Raw genomic sequence first — 17037 nt, 5'->3', positions numbered from 1 at the left:
AATCACTCGCGAGGCGCGGGCTATAGGAATGCGCGGCGAAGCGGTCAAGCGAACATATGGCGCGACAGCATTTCCCACGGGCCACCACGATACCACCATGCCGCCAACCCCGCGATTCGAACGGGCCGCGGACGGAAATCGCGCGACAATTCGGCCTGCAAGGCCTTGGCGACGGGCGGGTCGACCTTGTTCTGCACGGTCACATGCGGACGCCACGGCGCGCGGTCCTGCGGCGTCAGCACCGGAGCAAAGGCATCGGCCAGGCGATCGCGGATATCCTCCAGCGACGGACAGTCGATTCGGAAGGCCACCCCACCGCCGAGCGACATCACGCCGGCGATTCGCGCATCCGGGGCCGCCACCTGCCGCGTTTCTCCTGCCAAACGCTGCTTCAGCTCGCGCTCTAGGCTTGGCGCAAGATGATGGAACATCGTCAGATGCGCCGACAGCTGATTGCGTTCGGGCGGAAAATGGCGCGTCCGCAAATCGTCGAACCACGCCGCATCGCTGCGTCCGAACAGCGCGGTGACGATGATGGGCGCGACCTGGCTCAAATCTCGAGCTGGCTGCCCAGCTCGACTACGCGATTGGTCGGCAAGCGGAAGAACTCCATCGCGCTCTCGGCATTGCGGAGCATCCATGCGAACAGCTTTTCGCGCCAGATCATCATCCCCGGATGCGACGACGGCAACAGGCTCTGCCGCGCCAGGAAGAAGCTGGTGTCGATCATCCGGAAATCAGCGCCGCAACGATGCACATTGGCGAGCGCCAGCGGCACGTCGGGCTCATCGATAAAACCATAGCGCAGGATCATGCGATGAAAGCCCGCGCCCAGATCCTCCAGCGAGCAGCGCTCGCCCTCGGCGATATAGGGCACGTCCGCGATCTTGACGGTGAGCAGGATGATCCGCTCGTGCAGCACCTTGTTGTGTTTGAGGTTGTGCAGCAACGCGTGCGGCACGCCCTCGGGCGAGGCGGTCATAAACACCGCCGTGCCCGGCACGCGCGTGGCCGAGGTGGCGGCGGACTGGATGAAGATTTTGATCGGCATCGCCGATTCGCGCATCCGGTCGATCATCAATTGCCGCCCCTTCGACCAGGTCGTCAGGATGGTGAAGATGATGAAGCCGACCAGCAGCGGGAACCAGCCGCCCGATGGCACCTTGGTCAGGTTGGCAGTAAAATAGGCACCGTCGACGATGAAGAACAGCGAAAGCAGTGGAACCGAATAATAAACCGGCCAGTTCCACAGGCGGAACAGCACCACCGTCAGTAGGCAGGTGTCGATCAACATCGCCCCCGTAACCGCGATGCCATAAGCCGAGGTGAGGTTGGACGAGGTGCGGAAGAAGATGACGAGCAACAGCACCATCACGCCGAGCAGCCAATTGACCAGCGGAATGTAGATCTGCCCCGCCGTCGCCGCGCTGGTATGCTCGATCCGCAGCCGCGGCACAAAGCCGAGCTGGATTGCTTGCTGCGTCACCGAAAACGCGCCCGAAATCACCGCTTGCGACGCAATCACCGCCGCCGCCGTCGCCAGCGCCACCAGCGGCAGCCGCAAATGCTCGGACGCGAGCAGATAGAACGGACTTTCCAACGCCGCCGTCCCCATGCGCGACAGCAACGCACCCTGGCCCATATAATTCAACATCAGCGCCGGCAGCACGACAAACAGCCACGACACCCGGATCGGGTTGCGGCCGAAATGCCCCATATCGGCGTAGAGCGCTTCCGCGCCCGTCACCGCCAGCACCACCGAGCCCAGCGCCAAAAAGGCGCGCGCCGGATCGAGCGCGAAGAATTCCAGCGCGTAATGCGGCGAGAACGCCCACAGGATTTGCGGGGTATGCGCGATGCTGATGAGACCAAGCGTCGCTATCACCGCGAAATATAGCAGCATGATGGGCCCGAAAAACAGCCCAACGCGCGCGGTTCCGCTGCGCTGGATCGAGAACAGACCGATGATGATCGCCATTGCCAGCGGCAGCACCAACTTGCCGAGCCCAGGCGACGCGATCGCGACGCCCTCGATCGCCGACAACACCGACACGGCCGGGGTAATCATCGAATCGCCGTAGAACAGCGCCGTGGCGAACACACCAAGCAGCACGATCCCGCGCGACCAGCGCTTGTTCTTGGTGCGGCCGTTGACCAGCGCCAGCAGGGCTAGGCTGCCGCCCTCCCCTTTATTGTCGGCACGCATGATGACGGTGACATATTTGAAGGTCACCACGATCATCATCGACCAGAAGATCAGGCTGACCACCCCCATGATGTGGACAGTATCGAGCGCGAGCTTGTGATGGCCGGAAAACGTCTCGCGGAAGGCGTAGATCGGGCTGGTGCCGATATCGCCGAACACGATGCCGATCGCACCAAGCGCAAGCTTGGCGACGCCGTCTCTGCCGTGTGGGTGAAGCCCGACGTCAACCGAGTCGGGTGCAGCAGGCAAATTGCCCGCGCTGGCCTGATCAGTGCTCACGCGAAGGCTGTTCTTGCCCGGATGTCATATCGAGAAATCATGGATGACGGCACTTGTTCAAACGCCCCAATGGTGCGGCGCAATAGCACGCGTCCCCGCCCCCCGCAACGGCACGCGCCACGGCCAAACGTACATCATTCCTCGCTCGCCAATGTACGAATGGTGAACTGTGTCACCAGCCGATGCACGCCGGGCAGGGTCGAGAGCACTTCGCGGTGGATTCGCTCGTAGCTGTCGTCTTCACGCACCAGCACCTTGAGCAAATAGTCCGATTCGCCGCTCATCAGATGGGCTTCGCCGACTTGGGTGGTCTGCGCGAGCGCCTGTTCGAACGCCAGCATCGTCGCCTGCCGCTGATCGGTGAGCGTAACCGACACAAACACCGTCGAGGGGTTGCCCCGCGCCGCGCGCGACAGCCGCGCGCGATAGCCAAGAATCATCCCGTGCTGCTCCAGCGCCTTCACCCGGCGGTGCGCGGCGGATGGCGACAGGCCGACTCTTGCGCCTAGCTCCTCACTGGTGAGGCCCGATTCCAGGCCGAGCTGCGCGACGATGTTGCGGTCAATACTGTCCATATGGGATCATATTGTGTACAAATGCGCTGCTTCGCAACAGCATTGCATTTCTGCAGCCGAACGCGCGATCTTTGCAAGCACATTACGCCACGCCTCCTGTACACTGCCCCCAACAAGGAGAAGATAGATGCGGATCGGCGTACCCAAGGAAATCAAGAATCATGAGTATCGTGTCGGCCTGACCCCACCATCGGTGGCCGAGCTTGTTGCCGCCGGTCACAGCGTAGCGGTGCAGACCGGCGCGGGCCTCGGCATCGATTTCAGCGATGCCGACTATGTCGCGGCGGGCGCGACGATCCTGCCCGACGCCGCCAGCGTTTTCGCGCAGTCGGACATGATCGTGAAGGTCAAGGAACCGCAGCCGAGCGAAATCGCGTTGCTGGAGCCGCGCCATTTGCTGTTCACCTACCTCCATCTCGCCGCCGACAAGCCGCAGGCCGAAGGGCTGATGCGCTCGGGTGCGACCTGCATCGCCTATGAGACGGTCACCGCCAACGATCGGTCGCTCCCGCTGCTCAAGCCGATGTCCGAAGTGGCCGGGCGCATGGCGGTGCAAGTCGGCGCGCATTATCTCGAAAAGGAACAAGGCGGTCGCGGCATCCTGCTCGGCGGCGTGCCGGGTGTGGCCCCGGCCAAGGTAGCGATTCTCGGCGGCGGTGTGTCGGGCGTCAACGCCGCGCAAATGGCGGTCGGCATGCGCGCCGACGTCACCATCTACGACATATCGAACGCACGCTTGGCCGAGCTCGATATGTTCTTCGGCAGCCAGATCAAGACCGCTTACGCCAGCAAGGCCGCGATCGCGGCAGCGGTGAAGAACGCACATCTGGTGATCGGCGCGGTGCTGGTGCCCGGGGCTGCAGCGCCCAAGCTGGTGACGCGCGACATGGTCAAGACGATGAAGCGCGGCGCGGTGATGGTCGACATCGCGATCGACCAAGGCGGTTGCTTCGAAACCAGCCATGCCACCACGCATGAAAACCCGGTGTTCGAAGTCGACGGCGTCATCCATTATTGCGTCGCCAACATGCCGGGCGCGGTCGCACGCACCTCGGCCTTCGCGCTCAACAATGCCACGCTGCCGTTCGTGCTGAAGCTCGCCGCGCACGGAGCGGAAGCGGCGATGGCGGCCGACCCGCACCTCGCCAATGGTCTGAACGTGTCCGGCGGCAAAATCCGCCATCAGGCGGTCGCCGAAGCGCTCGCCTTGCCGTTCGAAGCCTGGACACACTGAGACCGCTCGCGGCGGCCGGGCAAAGCTGGTATCGCGCTTTGGTGCGTATCCTTTTCCTTGCCGCCGCGCTGATCCTGTCACCGATCGAGGCCCGCGCGCAAGCCGTTCCCCCCGCCCCCGGTCCTGCCGATCGGGCCGTGCAGCCCGTCGCGGTGCCGACTGTCGCGGCCCCGCCAGCACCGCTCGCCGTCACGGCGCGGCTCGAGACCGAGGCGGAGGCGATGGCCGAGGATGCTGCCGAATATGCGCGGCAGTTCGGCGTATCCCAACCCGAAGCGATCGCACGTCTCACCGCGCAAAATGCAAGCATCCCCGTGACCGACGCGATCGCCGAGCACTATCGCGACCGATTGGCCGGCATCGCGATCGAACACCGCCCGGCGTATCGCATCCTGGTCTCGCTGACCGGCGCGACACCGGTTCCCGCGCAGAGCATCATTGCGGGCGGCATCACGCTGCCGATCGTCTTTCGCACCGGCGCACGCGTCACCCGCGAGCAGGTCATCTGGGCGATGACCAACCATCAAGCGGCGTTGCGCGCCGCGCTGCGGACGCCGCCGGGCATGGGACTCGATCCGCGCACGGGCGAACTCGCGATCCTGATCGGCAGCGCCGACGCACCTGCAGGCACCGCCGCGCTCAAGACCCGACTGGAAGCGATTGCGGGGGTGCCGGTTCAGGTCCGCGTGCTCAACCATGTCGATGTCAATCTCGCGCCCGAAGGCGGCTCGCGAGTCGAGGGCGTCAGCCCGGCCGATGGGCGGCGGTATCTCTGTACGACGGGTTTCACGGTTACCGACGGCATCCGCTACGGTGTCACCACCGCCGCGCACTGCGTCGACGACCTGGTCTATCGCGATCCGCAGGCGGGTTCGACACCGCTGCCCTTTGTCGGCCAATGGGGCTGGGGCTATCGCGACGTGCAGATCAATGCCGCCGACGCGCCGCTACCCCCGACCTTCTATGCCGATACGGCGCGCACCCGTCTTCGCCCTGTTACCGGCGAGCGCGGGCGCGCCAGCACGCGCGCGGGCGATTTCGTCTGCCACCGCGGGGAACGCACGGGCTATAGCTGCGCGTTGGTGCAACTGACCGACTTCGCCCCGGCGGGGGATCTGTGCGGCGGGGCGTGCCTTCCGACCTGGGTCACCGTCGCCGGCCCGACCTGCAAGGGCGGCGATAGCGGATCGCCCGTATTCAGCGGCACCACCGCGCTCGGCGTGCTGAAGGGCGCGAGCTATCGCGGCGACGGCTCTTGCGTCTTCTATTTCTATATGTCGGTCGACTATCTACCGCCGGGCTGGCAATTGCTGAAGGTGCCACCCCTGATCCAACCGCTACCGGCTCCCGACGTCCCCGTCAGCAGCCCCGCTGGCACAATGCCTGGCGGCTACGACCCGGCGGGCGAGCGATAACGCCGTTTCACGAACCGGCCGGGCGGCCCCCATCGTCACCAGATGGTCTGCGGTGCGGGACCGGCCCAATCCAGACCGAACTGAAACGCTACCCCCTCGAACACAAATCCCGGGACCGCGATCTTGCACCACAGCGCGAAATCATAGCCATCGCGACCGCCGCCGAGGTACATGGTGATCTCGACCTGCTGATCGAGAGGGTCGCAGGTCGCGATGTCGAGCGGCAGAAAATAGCTGTTCCCATGGAACATATCGATCGGCAGGCGACGAGGCGCGACCAGGATGGTCGAGAAGCGGCCATATTCGTCATAGATTAGATCGAAAACAAACTGGTAACTGTCGCTTGCGCGCCACAGCAGGCTCTGCCGCATGCCTTGAACATCGGTCGCTGGCGGAAGCGGCTGCGGATCGAAAATAACGATCTCGCCCGGCCCCTGCGGATAGAGACGATCGACCGCTATCGTCTCCGCCGACAGCGCCAGAACATCGTCGGAGACCCCGACACGTACGCATGGCGCGATCGGATCCGGGGTGCCGACCTGCCGCAATACCGTGTCTTGCCCTGCCCCGTCGACATTGAACACGAATCCGCCCGGGACCGCGACAATCCCATCCGGCGAAACCCTCGACCCCGCCGAAGGATGCAACTGAATCTGAACCTGCGGCTCCCCCGGCAATTGCGGCGCACGAACCACCAGGCCACGCGACGCGTCCTGACAGACGTCCGCCGCCCAAGTCAGCCCCCGCATTGTGAAAATTCCGGCTCCGTCATAAACAGAGAGCTGCTGCTCTCGCGGCCCTTTCGGCAGTCCTTTGGTCGCCTCCCCGCCTGCACGGTGATCGCCCACGTCCGCTTCCGTGCGGCGGATCAGCGGTTTTGCCAGGATACGAGCGCCAGCCGGCCCGGCACCGGCACCGCCCCCTTCCTGGATCAAGGCGAAATTGTAGAATGCACCTGGCGCGCCGTTGACCGTTGGCGCGGAGGTGCCGACGATCGTGCCGAAGCTGAAAATCCAGTCCGACCACTCACCGCCCGCGGCTATCGCTTGCAACCGCGCGATCGTGCGCTGGACATCGTCCGTTCGATAGGCCTGCCGCGGGCTGTAGAAGAAACATTCAGGTGCCATGAAGACTTTGAGCACCGGTCCCGCGCACGACGACGACGTCGCAGCCAGCGCCTCACGCGCGGTTTCCATAGCACGCGCCATCAACGCGCATCGCGCCTCAACATCGAGAGAAGTGCCATCCAAGGCTATATTCTGAAAATCGTCCCCGCCGGGATCGGATCCAACCGTATTTGCAACGTACGACACAAATTGAACATCACTATAATGCATTTGAAATACCCAAAATCACATTATTAAATCTACCAACGTACTTCGACATATATTGTCATATGGATTGGAACCGCGGATTTTTGGCAGAAGACACTGTTTTGGCGTCTCCGCGACGCGAGTCTGCGAATGCTGGTCGACCTTCCCCCGGATACCGCCGGTGACGCGTACCCTGCTCATTCAGCGCAGCACTTGGGCAGGCGACCATGCCGCCGTCAAAATGGAACAGGTGTTCGTGCCCTGGCTGCCGATAATGGATGTCGGCAAAAATCGTGAGACACGGCGTCCCCTCGATCAAAACGTCCCCCATTTGCCGCAGCGTGCCGTGAACATGGTAGCCCGATGAGAAGTCGACGGCGAACCAGCTTGGCCGATCTTCGTAAATCGCGACCTCGTGGCGCTCGTCGAGCGACGAGGCACATCGCACAATCGCGACAGCGGGCGGATCGAGATCCCCCGCGCGCCACGCACGGTCGAAAATGATTTCGAATACGAGGCGACCGTCGTTGGCGGTCCAGAAGCGGGTCATGTTGCGAAGCAACGACAATCCCTTTCCGCCCGAGGATCCTGCATCGCCACTCAAGCCATGACGACGTTTTGCAGGGAAAAGCGAAACGGGGTGGAAGTGGCATCGCCGCCGCCGCCGCTCATCACAATGTCCGCGCTGGCCAAGCCGAGCAAGGACAGTTCAGTTTTAACGGTGGAAAGCATTTGCGGATCGATCGCTTGCCCTTCCGAAACCGCCGACGCCGTACCCACCCACAGCGACGGCTTGAGCTGGAAGACCGCCATCTGCTGCGGCTGAACGCCTGCCTTGATGGCGAGCAGTCGGCCATCGCGTAAGACATTGGCGGTAATACGGGCATACGGTAACGCGTTGCGAACATGAACTTCGCCAGGTGCGGCTTCCGCAGCCCCCAGCGCAACCGCACAGTCGGAGCTATTGTGGCCGACCACAAAATATTGCGCGTCCCAGCCCGACACCGGACCGGTCGGCACCCCGGCTTCATCGGTTGCGACGACTTCTATGGCAGTGGGGAAAATAAAACGATGTGTTCGGCCCGGCGCACAGTCCGCAATCACCTTCCAGGCGATCGGCGCGTCGTCCGGCGTGCTCGCAAGGTTCTTCTGGAAAAGAACAACGGCGGACTTGTTCGCATCGTTGGAGTTATTGACGAAATTCAGCTCTATCGCCACCGCGCTTCCCCAAATCGCCACTCGACCGCCGAGCGCCCGCAGCCTTCACGCTGCGGAACCGCGAAGAACGCGACCCGTCGACCAGGAACAGAGGCATCGGGCGAATTATCCATGTCGGAACCCCTTCCCTCGTCCGGACAATCAGCCGTTCGAAGAATACGCGATCTTCTTGATTTCCGTGCCCATTACGGCCGCGAAAGGATGTGAAAAAACACACAGGTCGCGAAGCTATCTCGCACAGCTCCGCATATCGGGACACTCTCGGCGCACGACATTGAAGATCGAAAGGGGTTCAAAGTCGCGCCGAGCCTTGGTCCGCCCAACATAGCCGCATCGGAAGCGATCCGCATGGAACGTGGCAAGGGCCCCGGCAAAGGCTTCGCTGACATAGACCGATCCCGGCGCGACATTCGGTTCGATCCGGGCCGCAACGACGACGTGCGAGCCCACCACCGCCTGGTTTCCCAGGATCGGATTCATCAGCAGGTGGACCGGTCCGTAATGCCCGCCGATGCGCAACGCGAGCCAGCGCGGCAATCCACGCGCGCGCAAGTTCAGTCGCCGGTGCGCCGCCAGGATCGCCAACGCCGCCTCCGCTGCATCGGCCGGCTGGTCGAACACCAGGAACACCCCGTCCCCCCATGTCTCGATATGTTCGGGCTTACGCGCCAGCGTCGCCACCGCCTGCGCGATTTGCGCCATTACAACGCCGAAGAACGCCGGAATCTGATCATCTCGCAAGCTGCCGAAACCCCGCACGTCAACAAACAGCATCGCCTTCATCACCGTCGGCGGATGCGCAGTCTGAGCGCGCGGAGCCACTCGAAGGGGTGCCCGATCGAGCGTCAGGATGACCTGCCGCCGCGGTGCTGCGGCCCAATATGCCAGATCGGCAGCTACGTTGGATTGCGCGTCTCCGCCAGAAACCGCGAGTTGGACCGCTTCGGTCGCCAAAGCCTCGGCGCGAAGGATGGCACAACCGATCGCAAACTGGCTCGAATAGGTGAACACCTGATCGTCGCCGGCATATGGATCCTTGGTCGCAAGTCGAACCGACTGAGCGCAAGCAAGACATGCCTCGAAGCGACGGACCCAGCCTTGCCCAAAGGGCGCAACCGAATTTGCGACGAAGGAGCCGACAGAGGTAGGCAACACCACATGCAGTTCTGCGCCGCAGGCAACCAACGCCTCAGCCCATAAAATGTCCGCTCCGGCAGCCAGCCCCCCATAAGCGAAACCGACGCGGTTCGTGCGCAACACGCCCTGCATTTCCGCAGCCAGTGCCTCGGTCCGGCGCGCGCTCGGATCTGTTGGTTGATCGCGAGATTCTGGCAAGTTGAAGATGCGCCCCGTAAAATGCGCAACGCGCGGCGGGCGCAGCGGGGCAAGCCATGTGTTGGGAGCACCCAGCTCCTGCAAAATGATATCGATCTGCCCGAGGGTCGATGCGTGCGCGGTATAATCCTGCGGCGACCGTGCGATTGCCTGCGCCAGCGTTTCCGCCGCCGCCTCGGGCGCGCCAAGCAGGACCTGCGCCTCTGCGCGGCTTGCGAGGGCATAATAAGATTCGGTTGCGTCCCCTTCGACCACCGTGCTGGACAGCACCTTTTCGGCGGCCTGGCGCGCGCGATCCCTGTCCCCCGCGATCAGACTCATCGTGGCAACGTTGATCGCGCTGTATAGACCGCCGTGGCGCGCGTCGCTTGCCGCGTACCGCAGAGCCGACGCGCGCGCAAAAGCCCGGCGTCGCGCCCCCGACGAAGCCAGGGCGACGTCTTTTAGAAGGCGCGCACCAAGCGTCGCGGCCTCCGCATCGTCCGGATCGCCACCCAGGCGCCAGCGGGCATATTCAAGCCGCGCAAAATCGGTCGCTCCGGATCGCGCCAGACAGAGAACCGCAGCATGCGCAATTGCTGGAGAAACGCCATCGCGCTCGATGCGTCGATAGGCCAGATCATACGCAGCAAGATGCTCGCCGCGACGGATCAGCGCGGCGAGACGAGCATCCTCAACTCCTGCATCACGCAATGGCGGCAGCGGTCTTACTGACCCCCACCGTTTTCAATCTTGGGATCGAGGCCGATTTTTTGGCCGTGGCTATCGACGAACATCAAGCTATATTCATACACGCCAAGCCGTGCACATTGGAAAACCAAGCGAAATTTCGTCTTCGGGGCAGCAACATCCCCAACACTGTTATCAAGCCAGCTATAGCTGGAGAAATTTATACTGTAGTCGGCACCGACAACGAAAGGGCGATCCTGAAACGTCCAACCGGATGTAATGAGATCGTCTTTCAGGGAAAATATGATGGTGGTTGGCTCATCGACCGCCAGAACCAGCGGAACCGGGTTTTCCGGATCGATATAATTCATAAAATTGTAAGTCGAATCGATTCCGATAACAATTTCTGCTGTCAGTGCAGGCCAAACTTGAGTCATAATGATCCCCCGTCGTCACTAACTGTCATTTAAAACCGATTTCTTCCAAAAGGCAAGAAAATCTGGCCGCCGATAGCCCGAGGCGTAAAGACTTCGAACGGTTTTCTGCGCATGCTCCGCGTCGCCACGTTTCAACCATGCGCGAGCAAGCGTATCGCGCCCTTCAGGTGGCAAAACCGATTCAAGCGGAGCTAAGGCTGCGACTGCAAGATCTGCTTCCCCGCGTGCGAGCCGCGCAAAGCCAACCAGCATCGCGACTTGTCCCGGTTGTTTGCGGAGCGGGTGCGCCGTTACCTCCGCCAAAAGGGAAGCGGCCGCCCGCAAGGCGCTGTCGGGGTCGCCCGAGCGTTGCGAAAGTTCGATCTCCTGGCGCCGCCACCGCCCTTCGATCAGCGGCTTCCAGCGCCAGGTTGTCCCACCGGTCAAACGCAGCCGGGCAATCCGTTGCCGGGCGGCGGCGTGCGCCGCGCGAGCCGCCGGAAGGTCTCCCTTGGCAAGCGCCAAATCCACTGCATCGAGATCGGCGAGCGCCGTGTCCCCCAGCCACACCGCATTGCCCGAATCAAACGCGACCAGCTTGGCGAGGCCTGTCCGCGCCTGCCCCAGCACCGCGGCACTCTCGTCCAGTTTTCCAAGGTCGAGCGCCCGTCGCGCCAGGGCAATATCGGCAATAAACACCTTTTCTTCCAAAGGCCGGTTTGCCGAATCGCTCGCGAACTGGGTGTGCAGGATCGTCGAGGCGGTCGCGCGTTCGACATAGGCCTCCCGCAAATTCCCCAGAAGAAATTGCGCGTCCGCAACCCAGTTTTGTGCATCCACCAGATCCGCCAGGCGATCACTGTCTCCCGGAGCCTTCTGGCTGGCACTCTTAAACCCGGAGCGTGCCACCTCAAAGGCGGCGAGCGCATCGGCATAACGCCCTTGCTCCAGAAGGAGGGTGCCCAGGTTGCTCCGCGCATAGGCAGGCTCCAGTCGCTAGTCCGCACGCTTGGGGTCGATCTGCACCAGCATATCGGCAAGCCGGGCATATTCCGCAAAGCCGCGTTCAGCCGCTGCGACGTGATCCAGCTTCCACTGCACGAACGCCAGCCAATATACGTTCTGCGCATGGTCGAACAGGCGGGTGCCATCGTGCGGCGCACGCGCGACCAGCCGCGCCGATGTGGCCGCCGCGCTCGCAAAGGCCTGTTCGGCACCAGGCAAGTCCGCACGTTTGACGCGAATCGAACCGAGCAGCGTCAACGCCTTTGCTTGCTGGGCCAGCGCAGGGTCGTCCAGACGGTCATCGTCGATGCGGGCATAGTGATCGAGCACTTTGCGGCCAACCCCGTCGAGCACGTCCAGTCGCCCCACCGGCTCCAGCTTGCCGCGCAGATCGCCGAGCATGAAGGCGACCAGATCCTCGCTTTCGGCGGCTTGGCGCTGAGCCAGCCGCCGGGCATCGATCGCGGCAAGCGCGAGCCCGCCAAAGGCAACGCTCAGCGACACTGCAGCCGCGGTAATCGCCATCATCAGGCGCGTGCGCCGCCGCGCGTCGCGCTGTACCAGGAGGTCGAGCCCAACGCCCAGCAGTCCTGCCGCGAGTTTCAACCGGGCCAGCCGTCGCCCGTCCCCGCCAACACGCAAATCGGCGGCCAAGGGCTCCTGTCCGACAGGCAGAGCCTCGCGCAATCCCTCCGGGAGGCACTCCAACAGGGACTTTCCGGGCTGCGAATCGCCGACAAGCACGCACAGAACGCGATCCACCGAGTGCGTGGTGAGAAAATGGGCCAATTCCGCATTGACCCAACGCGACGCAAGTGCCGACGGAGAACACAACAAAATCAAATGAGAAGAGCGATCCAGCGCGCTTCGGATCGAGTCGCCAAGATCTGGCCCGGCCGACAGTTCCGCCTGGTCGCGAAATATCGGACGCAGGCGGGTCGGTTTATTCAAATCCGCGCCGATGTGGCGCGGCGGTCTGTATCGTTCCAGCGTGCGGTGCAGCCACTCGGCCCAATACCGATCGCTATGGCTGTAACTGATAAACGCTATATAAGATCCAGACTGTGCCACGTACTCGCCCCCCGGCTGGCCAACGCGAAATGCCTAGGGCATTGAGCGTTTGATGCAAGATGTTGGTGGATCAAAACAAATCTCGCCAGCCGCAGTAGCGGCTGTGGACCGTTGCGCGCTGTTCCGCCACATGAGTCGCGCAGAGCGCGCGCATGTCGCCGCGCACACCGTGTGGCGGATCTATCAACGTGGTGAGCAGGTCGTGCGGGCACAGGAACCTGGCGAAGACGTCTATATCGTTGCTGCAGGAACTTTGCTGGCGAACCAGTTTTCCCGTGCCGGTCGTGAAATCGGATATCGCCGATTGGAAGTGGGCGCGCATTTCGGGGAGTTGGCCGCCATCGACGGAGCACCTCGATCGGCCAACGTCTTCGCTTTGACCGTGGCGGAGATCGGGCGGCTGCCCCAGACGCTGGTCAAAACGCTTTTGTCCGACTGCCCGGGCTTCACCCAAGCTCTGCTGGAAGATCTCACCGCAATGGTCCGCAGCCTCAGCGCCCAGGTTTTCCGACTGGGTGCGATACCGGCACCGTGCCGCCTGCAAATGGAATTGCTACGGATGGCCCGGGCGAGCGGCGTGGCGCAGGACAGGGCCCGCATTATCGGCATTCCAACACATGCCGAGATGGCGGTATTGGTGGGAACGCAACGCGAAGTCGTCAGCCGGGAGTTTGCGAGGTTGTCCGCGCTCGGCCTGATTGCCCGGACCGGCAAGGATGTCGTAATCGCTGCCGTATCCGCGCTCGCTGCGGAAATCGAGCGCCAGGGCGGGGACGCGTCGCTGTCCGAATAACCTCGGCTCGCACCGCGCATCACTGCGCCCACCTTTAGCTTCCGGCCTGTTCAGCGTCCCGACCGCTCCCCTTTTGTAGCGAACCGGACGGGACGGCTGAGGTCATCCAATCATCCCGTCGCCCGCGCCCTTGGCCAACATTCGGCCGATCGCATCGAAGAGGGAATCCATCGCCACGGGCTTGAACAACACTTCGTCTGCCCCTTGTGCAAGGCAACGCTCGCGCAAATCCACCGCTGTGTCCGCAGTCACCACGATGATCGGGAGATGCGCCTTGGCATCGCCGCGCGCACGGATGCGCCGCAGTGTTTCAAACCCGTCCATACCGGGCATCCGTAAATCGAGCAGGACGATCTCGAAATCCTGCGCCTCGATCAGCGCCAGTCCAATTTCTCCGCTCTCCGCACCGGTCATCGTCGCACCAGCGACATCGAGCATGTCCTTCACGACGCGCCGATTCATCGGGTCATCTTCGATGAACAGAATGTTCACCGGGAGCACTCCACTACGGAATCACGAGAGTAAAAATACGCCATGGTGTGCATCTCTATCGTTTCATGCCGCTTGCGTTACAAGCACCTCCGATGCGGAAACGTCCGATGGCGCGGCATTTCCAAACATCGCGGCCGCCAGCGCCGCACCCGCGATAGGCTTGGCAATGACGCGGTCAATACCCGCCGACGCAAAGCGTGTGCAATCTTCGATATCCGGCGCGCGCCATAGCAACGTCGTGACCGCCCCGGTCGCCCCCAGCGCCGCCAGGCCCAGGTCGACATCGCTCTCCGCCTGCACTGTCGCATCGTCGATCAGAACACGGGTGACCCCGCCTTGCGCGATCCGGGCGACCGCTTCCTCCACGCTTGCTGCAAACAGCACCGTGCCCGCGCGCGCTTCCAGGACTGCGCGCAACATACTGCGCGAGATCGGATTGCGATCGAGGATCAGCAACGCTTCCGGCGTGGCAGCGGCCGAGGCCGTCTCGATCGTCGGAGCCGCTGCCAGCGCCAATGGCAGCGAAAGCGTGAACGTCGTACCTGCACCCGGCACGCTCTCCACGGTCACATCGCCGCCCATTGCACGGGCGAGGTTCTGACAGATGGTCAACCCAAGCCCGGTACCGCCATATTTGCGCGTCGTGCCGGCATCGACTTGACGAAACGATTCGAAGATAATGCCAATTTTCTCCGCTGGGATACCGATCCCCGTGTCGCTGACACCGATCCGGAGGGTCGTCCCCTCGGCGGCGGCGCGGACGGTGATCTGGCCGCTCTCGGTAAATTTCAGGGCGTTAGAGAGCAGATTGAAGGCAATTTGCCGCATCCTTGCCGGATCGCCTTCGATGAACTCGGGGCAAGATTGGAGATCGAGAACAAAATCCAGCCCCTTCCCCCGCGCCTGCTCTTCCCAAAGCCGCGAAACGTCGCGCAACATGCCCTTGAGGTCAAAGGGCACATGTTCGATCGTAAGGTTGCCCGTCTCCATCTTCGCGACATCGAGAATGTCATCCACCAGCGCCCGCATCGTCACGCCGGCACTGTGAACCACGCCAATCCGGTCGCGCAGGTGTTCCTCCAGGCCGCGATCGGCCAGCATAACCTGAGTCATGCCCAGGATCCCGTTGAGCGGCGTGCGAATTTCATGACTGGTCGTCGCAAGGAACTCCGTCTTGGCGGCCAATGCCCGGCCAAGCGCTTCGTTGGTTTTTGCCAAATCGACGTTTGCAGCTCGGACTTCGTTGCGGCTGCGACGGATCGTGACCAAGCCAAAGGCAAGCATCGACACGATGATGACGGTCGCCACGGCGAGCCCGCCAAAGATCGTTTGCTGGGTGCGTGCGCGGTTTCGGGCATCTTCGATGTTGCGGAGCAACTGCGCGCGCTTCAGCTTCTCAATTTTCAGTTCCTGGTTCGCAAAATCGAACCGAGCAGCGGCGAGCGCGGTATTGGCAGACGCGGCGAGCTTGGAGGTTTTATCGTCGACTTCTTTCAGAGCTTCCAGATGGACCAACGCCTGAGCTTGATTGTGGGTCTTTTTGTAAATGTCGTATGCGACCAGATGGCCCTCGCGCAGGTCGAGCGTCGAAGTGTTCCCATCGACGTTGACGAAAGCCCGCTCAATCAGACGTTGGGCCTCGGCAAGGTTACCGCGCAATCGCGCTGCCCAAGCCGACAACACCAGGAAATGATTGCGGGAGGTTGCGGCATCCGTTCCACGATCGGCTTGTAACCCAAGCGCGATGCTGTGCTCGGCGGCCGCGCGCTGACCCGCGAACAATTGCGCCCGCGCGATATTCCGAAGCGTATTCGCCTCCAGTGCCGGCATTTTCAAATCGTGCGCCAGCGCCAGCGCCTTTCGAAAGGCAGTTTGCGCCTGGATAATTTTATTGAAATCCATCAAGCAAATGCCGCGGTTCGTATAAATAGAAAATAGAAGCCGCTGGTCTCCGTGATATATATCGGCCGACTGATCAAAATATCGTAGAGCCGTTTTAAAGTCACCGGCCTCCTGGTAGAGAAAACCGATACTGACGATGGCGATAGCGCGGCTGCGCGCGTCGCCAATATCTCGAAAGATGTTATGCGCCTGTTGATACGCCGACAGAGCCCCCGCGACATCTGCTTTTGCCAACCTCAAGCCGCCACGCGACAGCAATAGATCGCCATAGAGTTTTGTTGGCGAAGCGGGTTTCGCGACAAGTGAAATCGCGCGTTCGATGAGCGGCTCCGCCCGCGCTGTGTCGTTCAGGCGCAGATATGCTTCGCCCTGAAGCCATTGCGCGGTCGCCACGGCCGTATTGCGCCGCGCCATCGCGAGATGCGACGCGACGCCCTCCGCCGCTCTCGCGCGTTCAATCGCGATCAACGGGTCGCCGAACATTTGTGCCTTGGCGTCCGCCACCAGCGCGTCGTAGCGGACATCCCATTGCGCCAAGCTCTGCGCAACGGCCGGCCGATCGAGCTCCCACGCGCCGACCGCCATCAGGGATAGCGCCAGGATCAAACGGAACATAAGGTGCCTCATCGCACCCTTACTGTCAGAACAGTCCTTAAATTCGCACTAACTGACCGAAAATCGCGTTCTTAAGCGCTTTTCCAAAACGTAGCAGGCCGCTTAAACATCGATTGCCGGTCATCCTCTGCGGGGCGCGCGCGATATTCGTGCAGGAAACACCGAAAGGCATCGATCGATATCGGGCGGCTGATCAAATATCCCTGCACCATGTCACACCCCATGACCGAAAGCAGCGCCATCGCTGCCTGGGTCTCCACGCCCTCCGCCGTCACTTCCATATCCAGAGCATGGGCGAGATCGATGGTGGAGCGTACGATCAGCGGGTCACGATTGCTGCTGGTCAGCTGAAGCACGAACATCTTGTCGATCTTGAGTTCGCGTGCAGGGAGCTGCTTGAGATAGGCAAGCGAGGACAAGCCGGCACCGTAATCGTCGATCGCAATGACGATACCGCGATCTGCAAAAATCTGAAGATTGGAGATCGCGCATTCGGGAT

At 62.3% G+C, this 17037-nt stretch carries 16 protein-coding genes and 1 pseudogene; 3 read left to right on the top strand and 14 right to left on the bottom strand.

The features are described 5' to 3' along the window. Positions 1 to 44: 44 nt before the first annotated feature. From EJC47_RS06535 to EJC47_RS06525, 3 genes are all read right to left on the bottom strand, one after another. Positions 45 to 554 (bottom strand): 2'-5' RNA ligase family protein, encoded by a 510-nt coding sequence (locus EJC47_RS06535; RefSeq protein ID WP_033962932.1) that lies wholly within the window; start codon positions 552 to 554, stop codon positions 45 to 47. Beyond that, positions 551 to 2485: a potassium transporter Kup gene (locus EJC47_RS06530; protein WP_033962934.1), complete on the bottom strand. Its 1935-nt coding sequence runs from the start codon at positions 2483 to 2485 to the stop codon at positions 551 to 553. Before EJC47_RS06530 ends, EJC47_RS06535 begins: the two co-directional genes overlap by 4 nt. 134 nt (positions 2486 to 2619) lie before the next feature. Continuing rightward, complete coding sequence (locus EJC47_RS06525) at positions 2620 to 3060, bottom strand: Lrp/AsnC family transcriptional regulator (protein WP_033962939.1); 441 nt, start codon at positions 3058 to 3060, stop codon at positions 2620 to 2622. Between the two features lie 127 nt (positions 3061 to 3187). On the opposite strand from EJC47_RS06525, the gene ald reads away from it, so the two are divergent. Next, the gene (gene ald, locus EJC47_RS06520) at positions 3188 to 4294 is read left to right on the top strand and encodes an alanine dehydrogenase (protein ID WP_033962942.1); all 1107 of its coding nucleotides are present in this window, start codon (positions 3188 to 3190) and stop codon (positions 4292 to 4294) included. Between the two features lie 41 nt (positions 4295 to 4335). Next, positions 4336 to 5709: a S1 family peptidase gene (locus tag EJC47_RS06515; RefSeq protein ID WP_260591494.1), complete on the top strand. Its 1374-nt coding sequence runs from the start codon at positions 4336 to 4338 to the stop codon at positions 5707 to 5709. A gap of 35 nt (positions 5710 to 5744) precedes the next feature. On the opposite strand, the gene EJC47_RS06510 is transcribed toward EJC47_RS06515, so the two are convergent. The 8 genes and pseudogenes from EJC47_RS06510 to EJC47_RS21550 all read right to left on the bottom strand — a co-directional run. After that, entirely contained in the window at positions 5745 to 6905 is a 1161-nt protein-coding gene (locus EJC47_RS06510; RefSeq protein WP_137902275.1) for a hypothetical protein, read from the bottom strand. A gap of 196 nt (positions 6906 to 7101) precedes the next feature. Beyond that, a complete protein-coding gene (locus EJC47_RS06505; RefSeq protein WP_126846210.1) occupies positions 7102 to 7584 on the bottom strand; it encodes a hypothetical protein in 483 nt (160 codons plus the stop codon). Between the two features lie 38 nt (positions 7585 to 7622). After that, positions 7623 to 8240 carry a hypothetical protein gene (locus tag EJC47_RS06500; protein ID WP_126846208.1) on the bottom strand — a complete coding sequence of 206 codons (618 nt, stop codon included), beginning with the start codon at positions 8238 to 8240 and terminating at the stop codon, positions 7623 to 7625. 228 nt (positions 8241 to 8468) lie between these two features. Further along, on the bottom strand, positions 8469 to 10268 hold the full coding sequence (locus tag EJC47_RS06495; RefSeq protein WP_126846206.1) for an adenylate/guanylate cyclase domain-containing protein: 1800 nt from the start codon (positions 10266 to 10268) through the stop codon (positions 8469 to 8471). A gap of 14 nt (positions 10269 to 10282) precedes the next feature. Further along, positions 10283 to 10681, bottom strand: a complete 399-nt coding sequence (locus tag EJC47_RS06490) for a hypothetical protein (RefSeq protein ID WP_033962950.1) — start codon at positions 10679 to 10681, stop codon at positions 10283 to 10285. Positions 10682 to 10699: 18 nt separating this feature from the next. Further along, entirely contained in the window at positions 10700 to 11500 is an 801-nt protein-coding gene (locus EJC47_RS06485; protein WP_126846204.1) for a hypothetical protein, read from the bottom strand. A gap of 156 nt (positions 11501 to 11656) precedes the next feature. After that, entirely contained in the window at positions 11657 to 12319 is a 663-nt protein-coding gene (locus EJC47_RS21555; protein ID WP_409574477.1) for a hypothetical protein, read from the bottom strand. Positions 12320 to 12397: 78 nt separating this feature from the next. Continuing rightward, a pseudogene (locus EJC47_RS21550) lies at positions 12398 to 12736 on the bottom strand (toll/interleukin-1 receptor domain-containing protein); the annotation flags it as partial. A 52-nt stretch (positions 12737 to 12788) separates the two neighbouring features. Here EJC47_RS21550 and EJC47_RS06475 point away from each other — a divergent pair. Further along, positions 12789 to 13529 carry a Crp/Fnr family transcriptional regulator gene (locus EJC47_RS06475; protein ID WP_052191946.1) on the top strand — a complete coding sequence of 247 codons (741 nt, stop codon included), beginning with the start codon at positions 12789 to 12791 and terminating at the stop codon, positions 13527 to 13529. A 102-nt stretch (positions 13530 to 13631) separates the two neighbouring features. Here the strand turns inward: EJC47_RS06475 and EJC47_RS06470 are convergent, their stop codons facing one another. The 3 genes from EJC47_RS06470 to EJC47_RS06460 all read right to left on the bottom strand — a co-directional run. Then, positions 13632 to 14021, bottom strand: a complete 390-nt coding sequence (locus tag EJC47_RS06470) for a response regulator (RefSeq protein WP_033962951.1) — start codon at positions 14019 to 14021, stop codon at positions 13632 to 13634. 63 nt (positions 14022 to 14084) lie between these two features. Beyond that, complete coding sequence (locus tag EJC47_RS06465; RefSeq protein WP_260591493.1) at positions 14085 to 16538, bottom strand: ATP-binding protein; 2454 nt, start codon at positions 16536 to 16538, stop codon at positions 14085 to 14087. 71 nt (positions 16539 to 16609) lie between these two features. After that, on the bottom strand, positions 16610 to 17037 hold a 428-nt coding region (locus tag EJC47_RS06460), incomplete at its 5' end, for an EAL domain-containing protein (RefSeq protein ID WP_148110545.1).

The organism is Sphingomonas sp. TF3 (assembly GCF_003985085.1).
In the GTDB taxonomy this organism is placed as follows: Bacteria; Pseudomonadota; Alphaproteobacteria; order Sphingomonadales; family Sphingomonadaceae; genus Sphingomonas.
The sequence above is the reverse complement of the archived record's forward strand: the minus strand, read 5'-3'. Positions and strand labels throughout refer to the sequence as shown.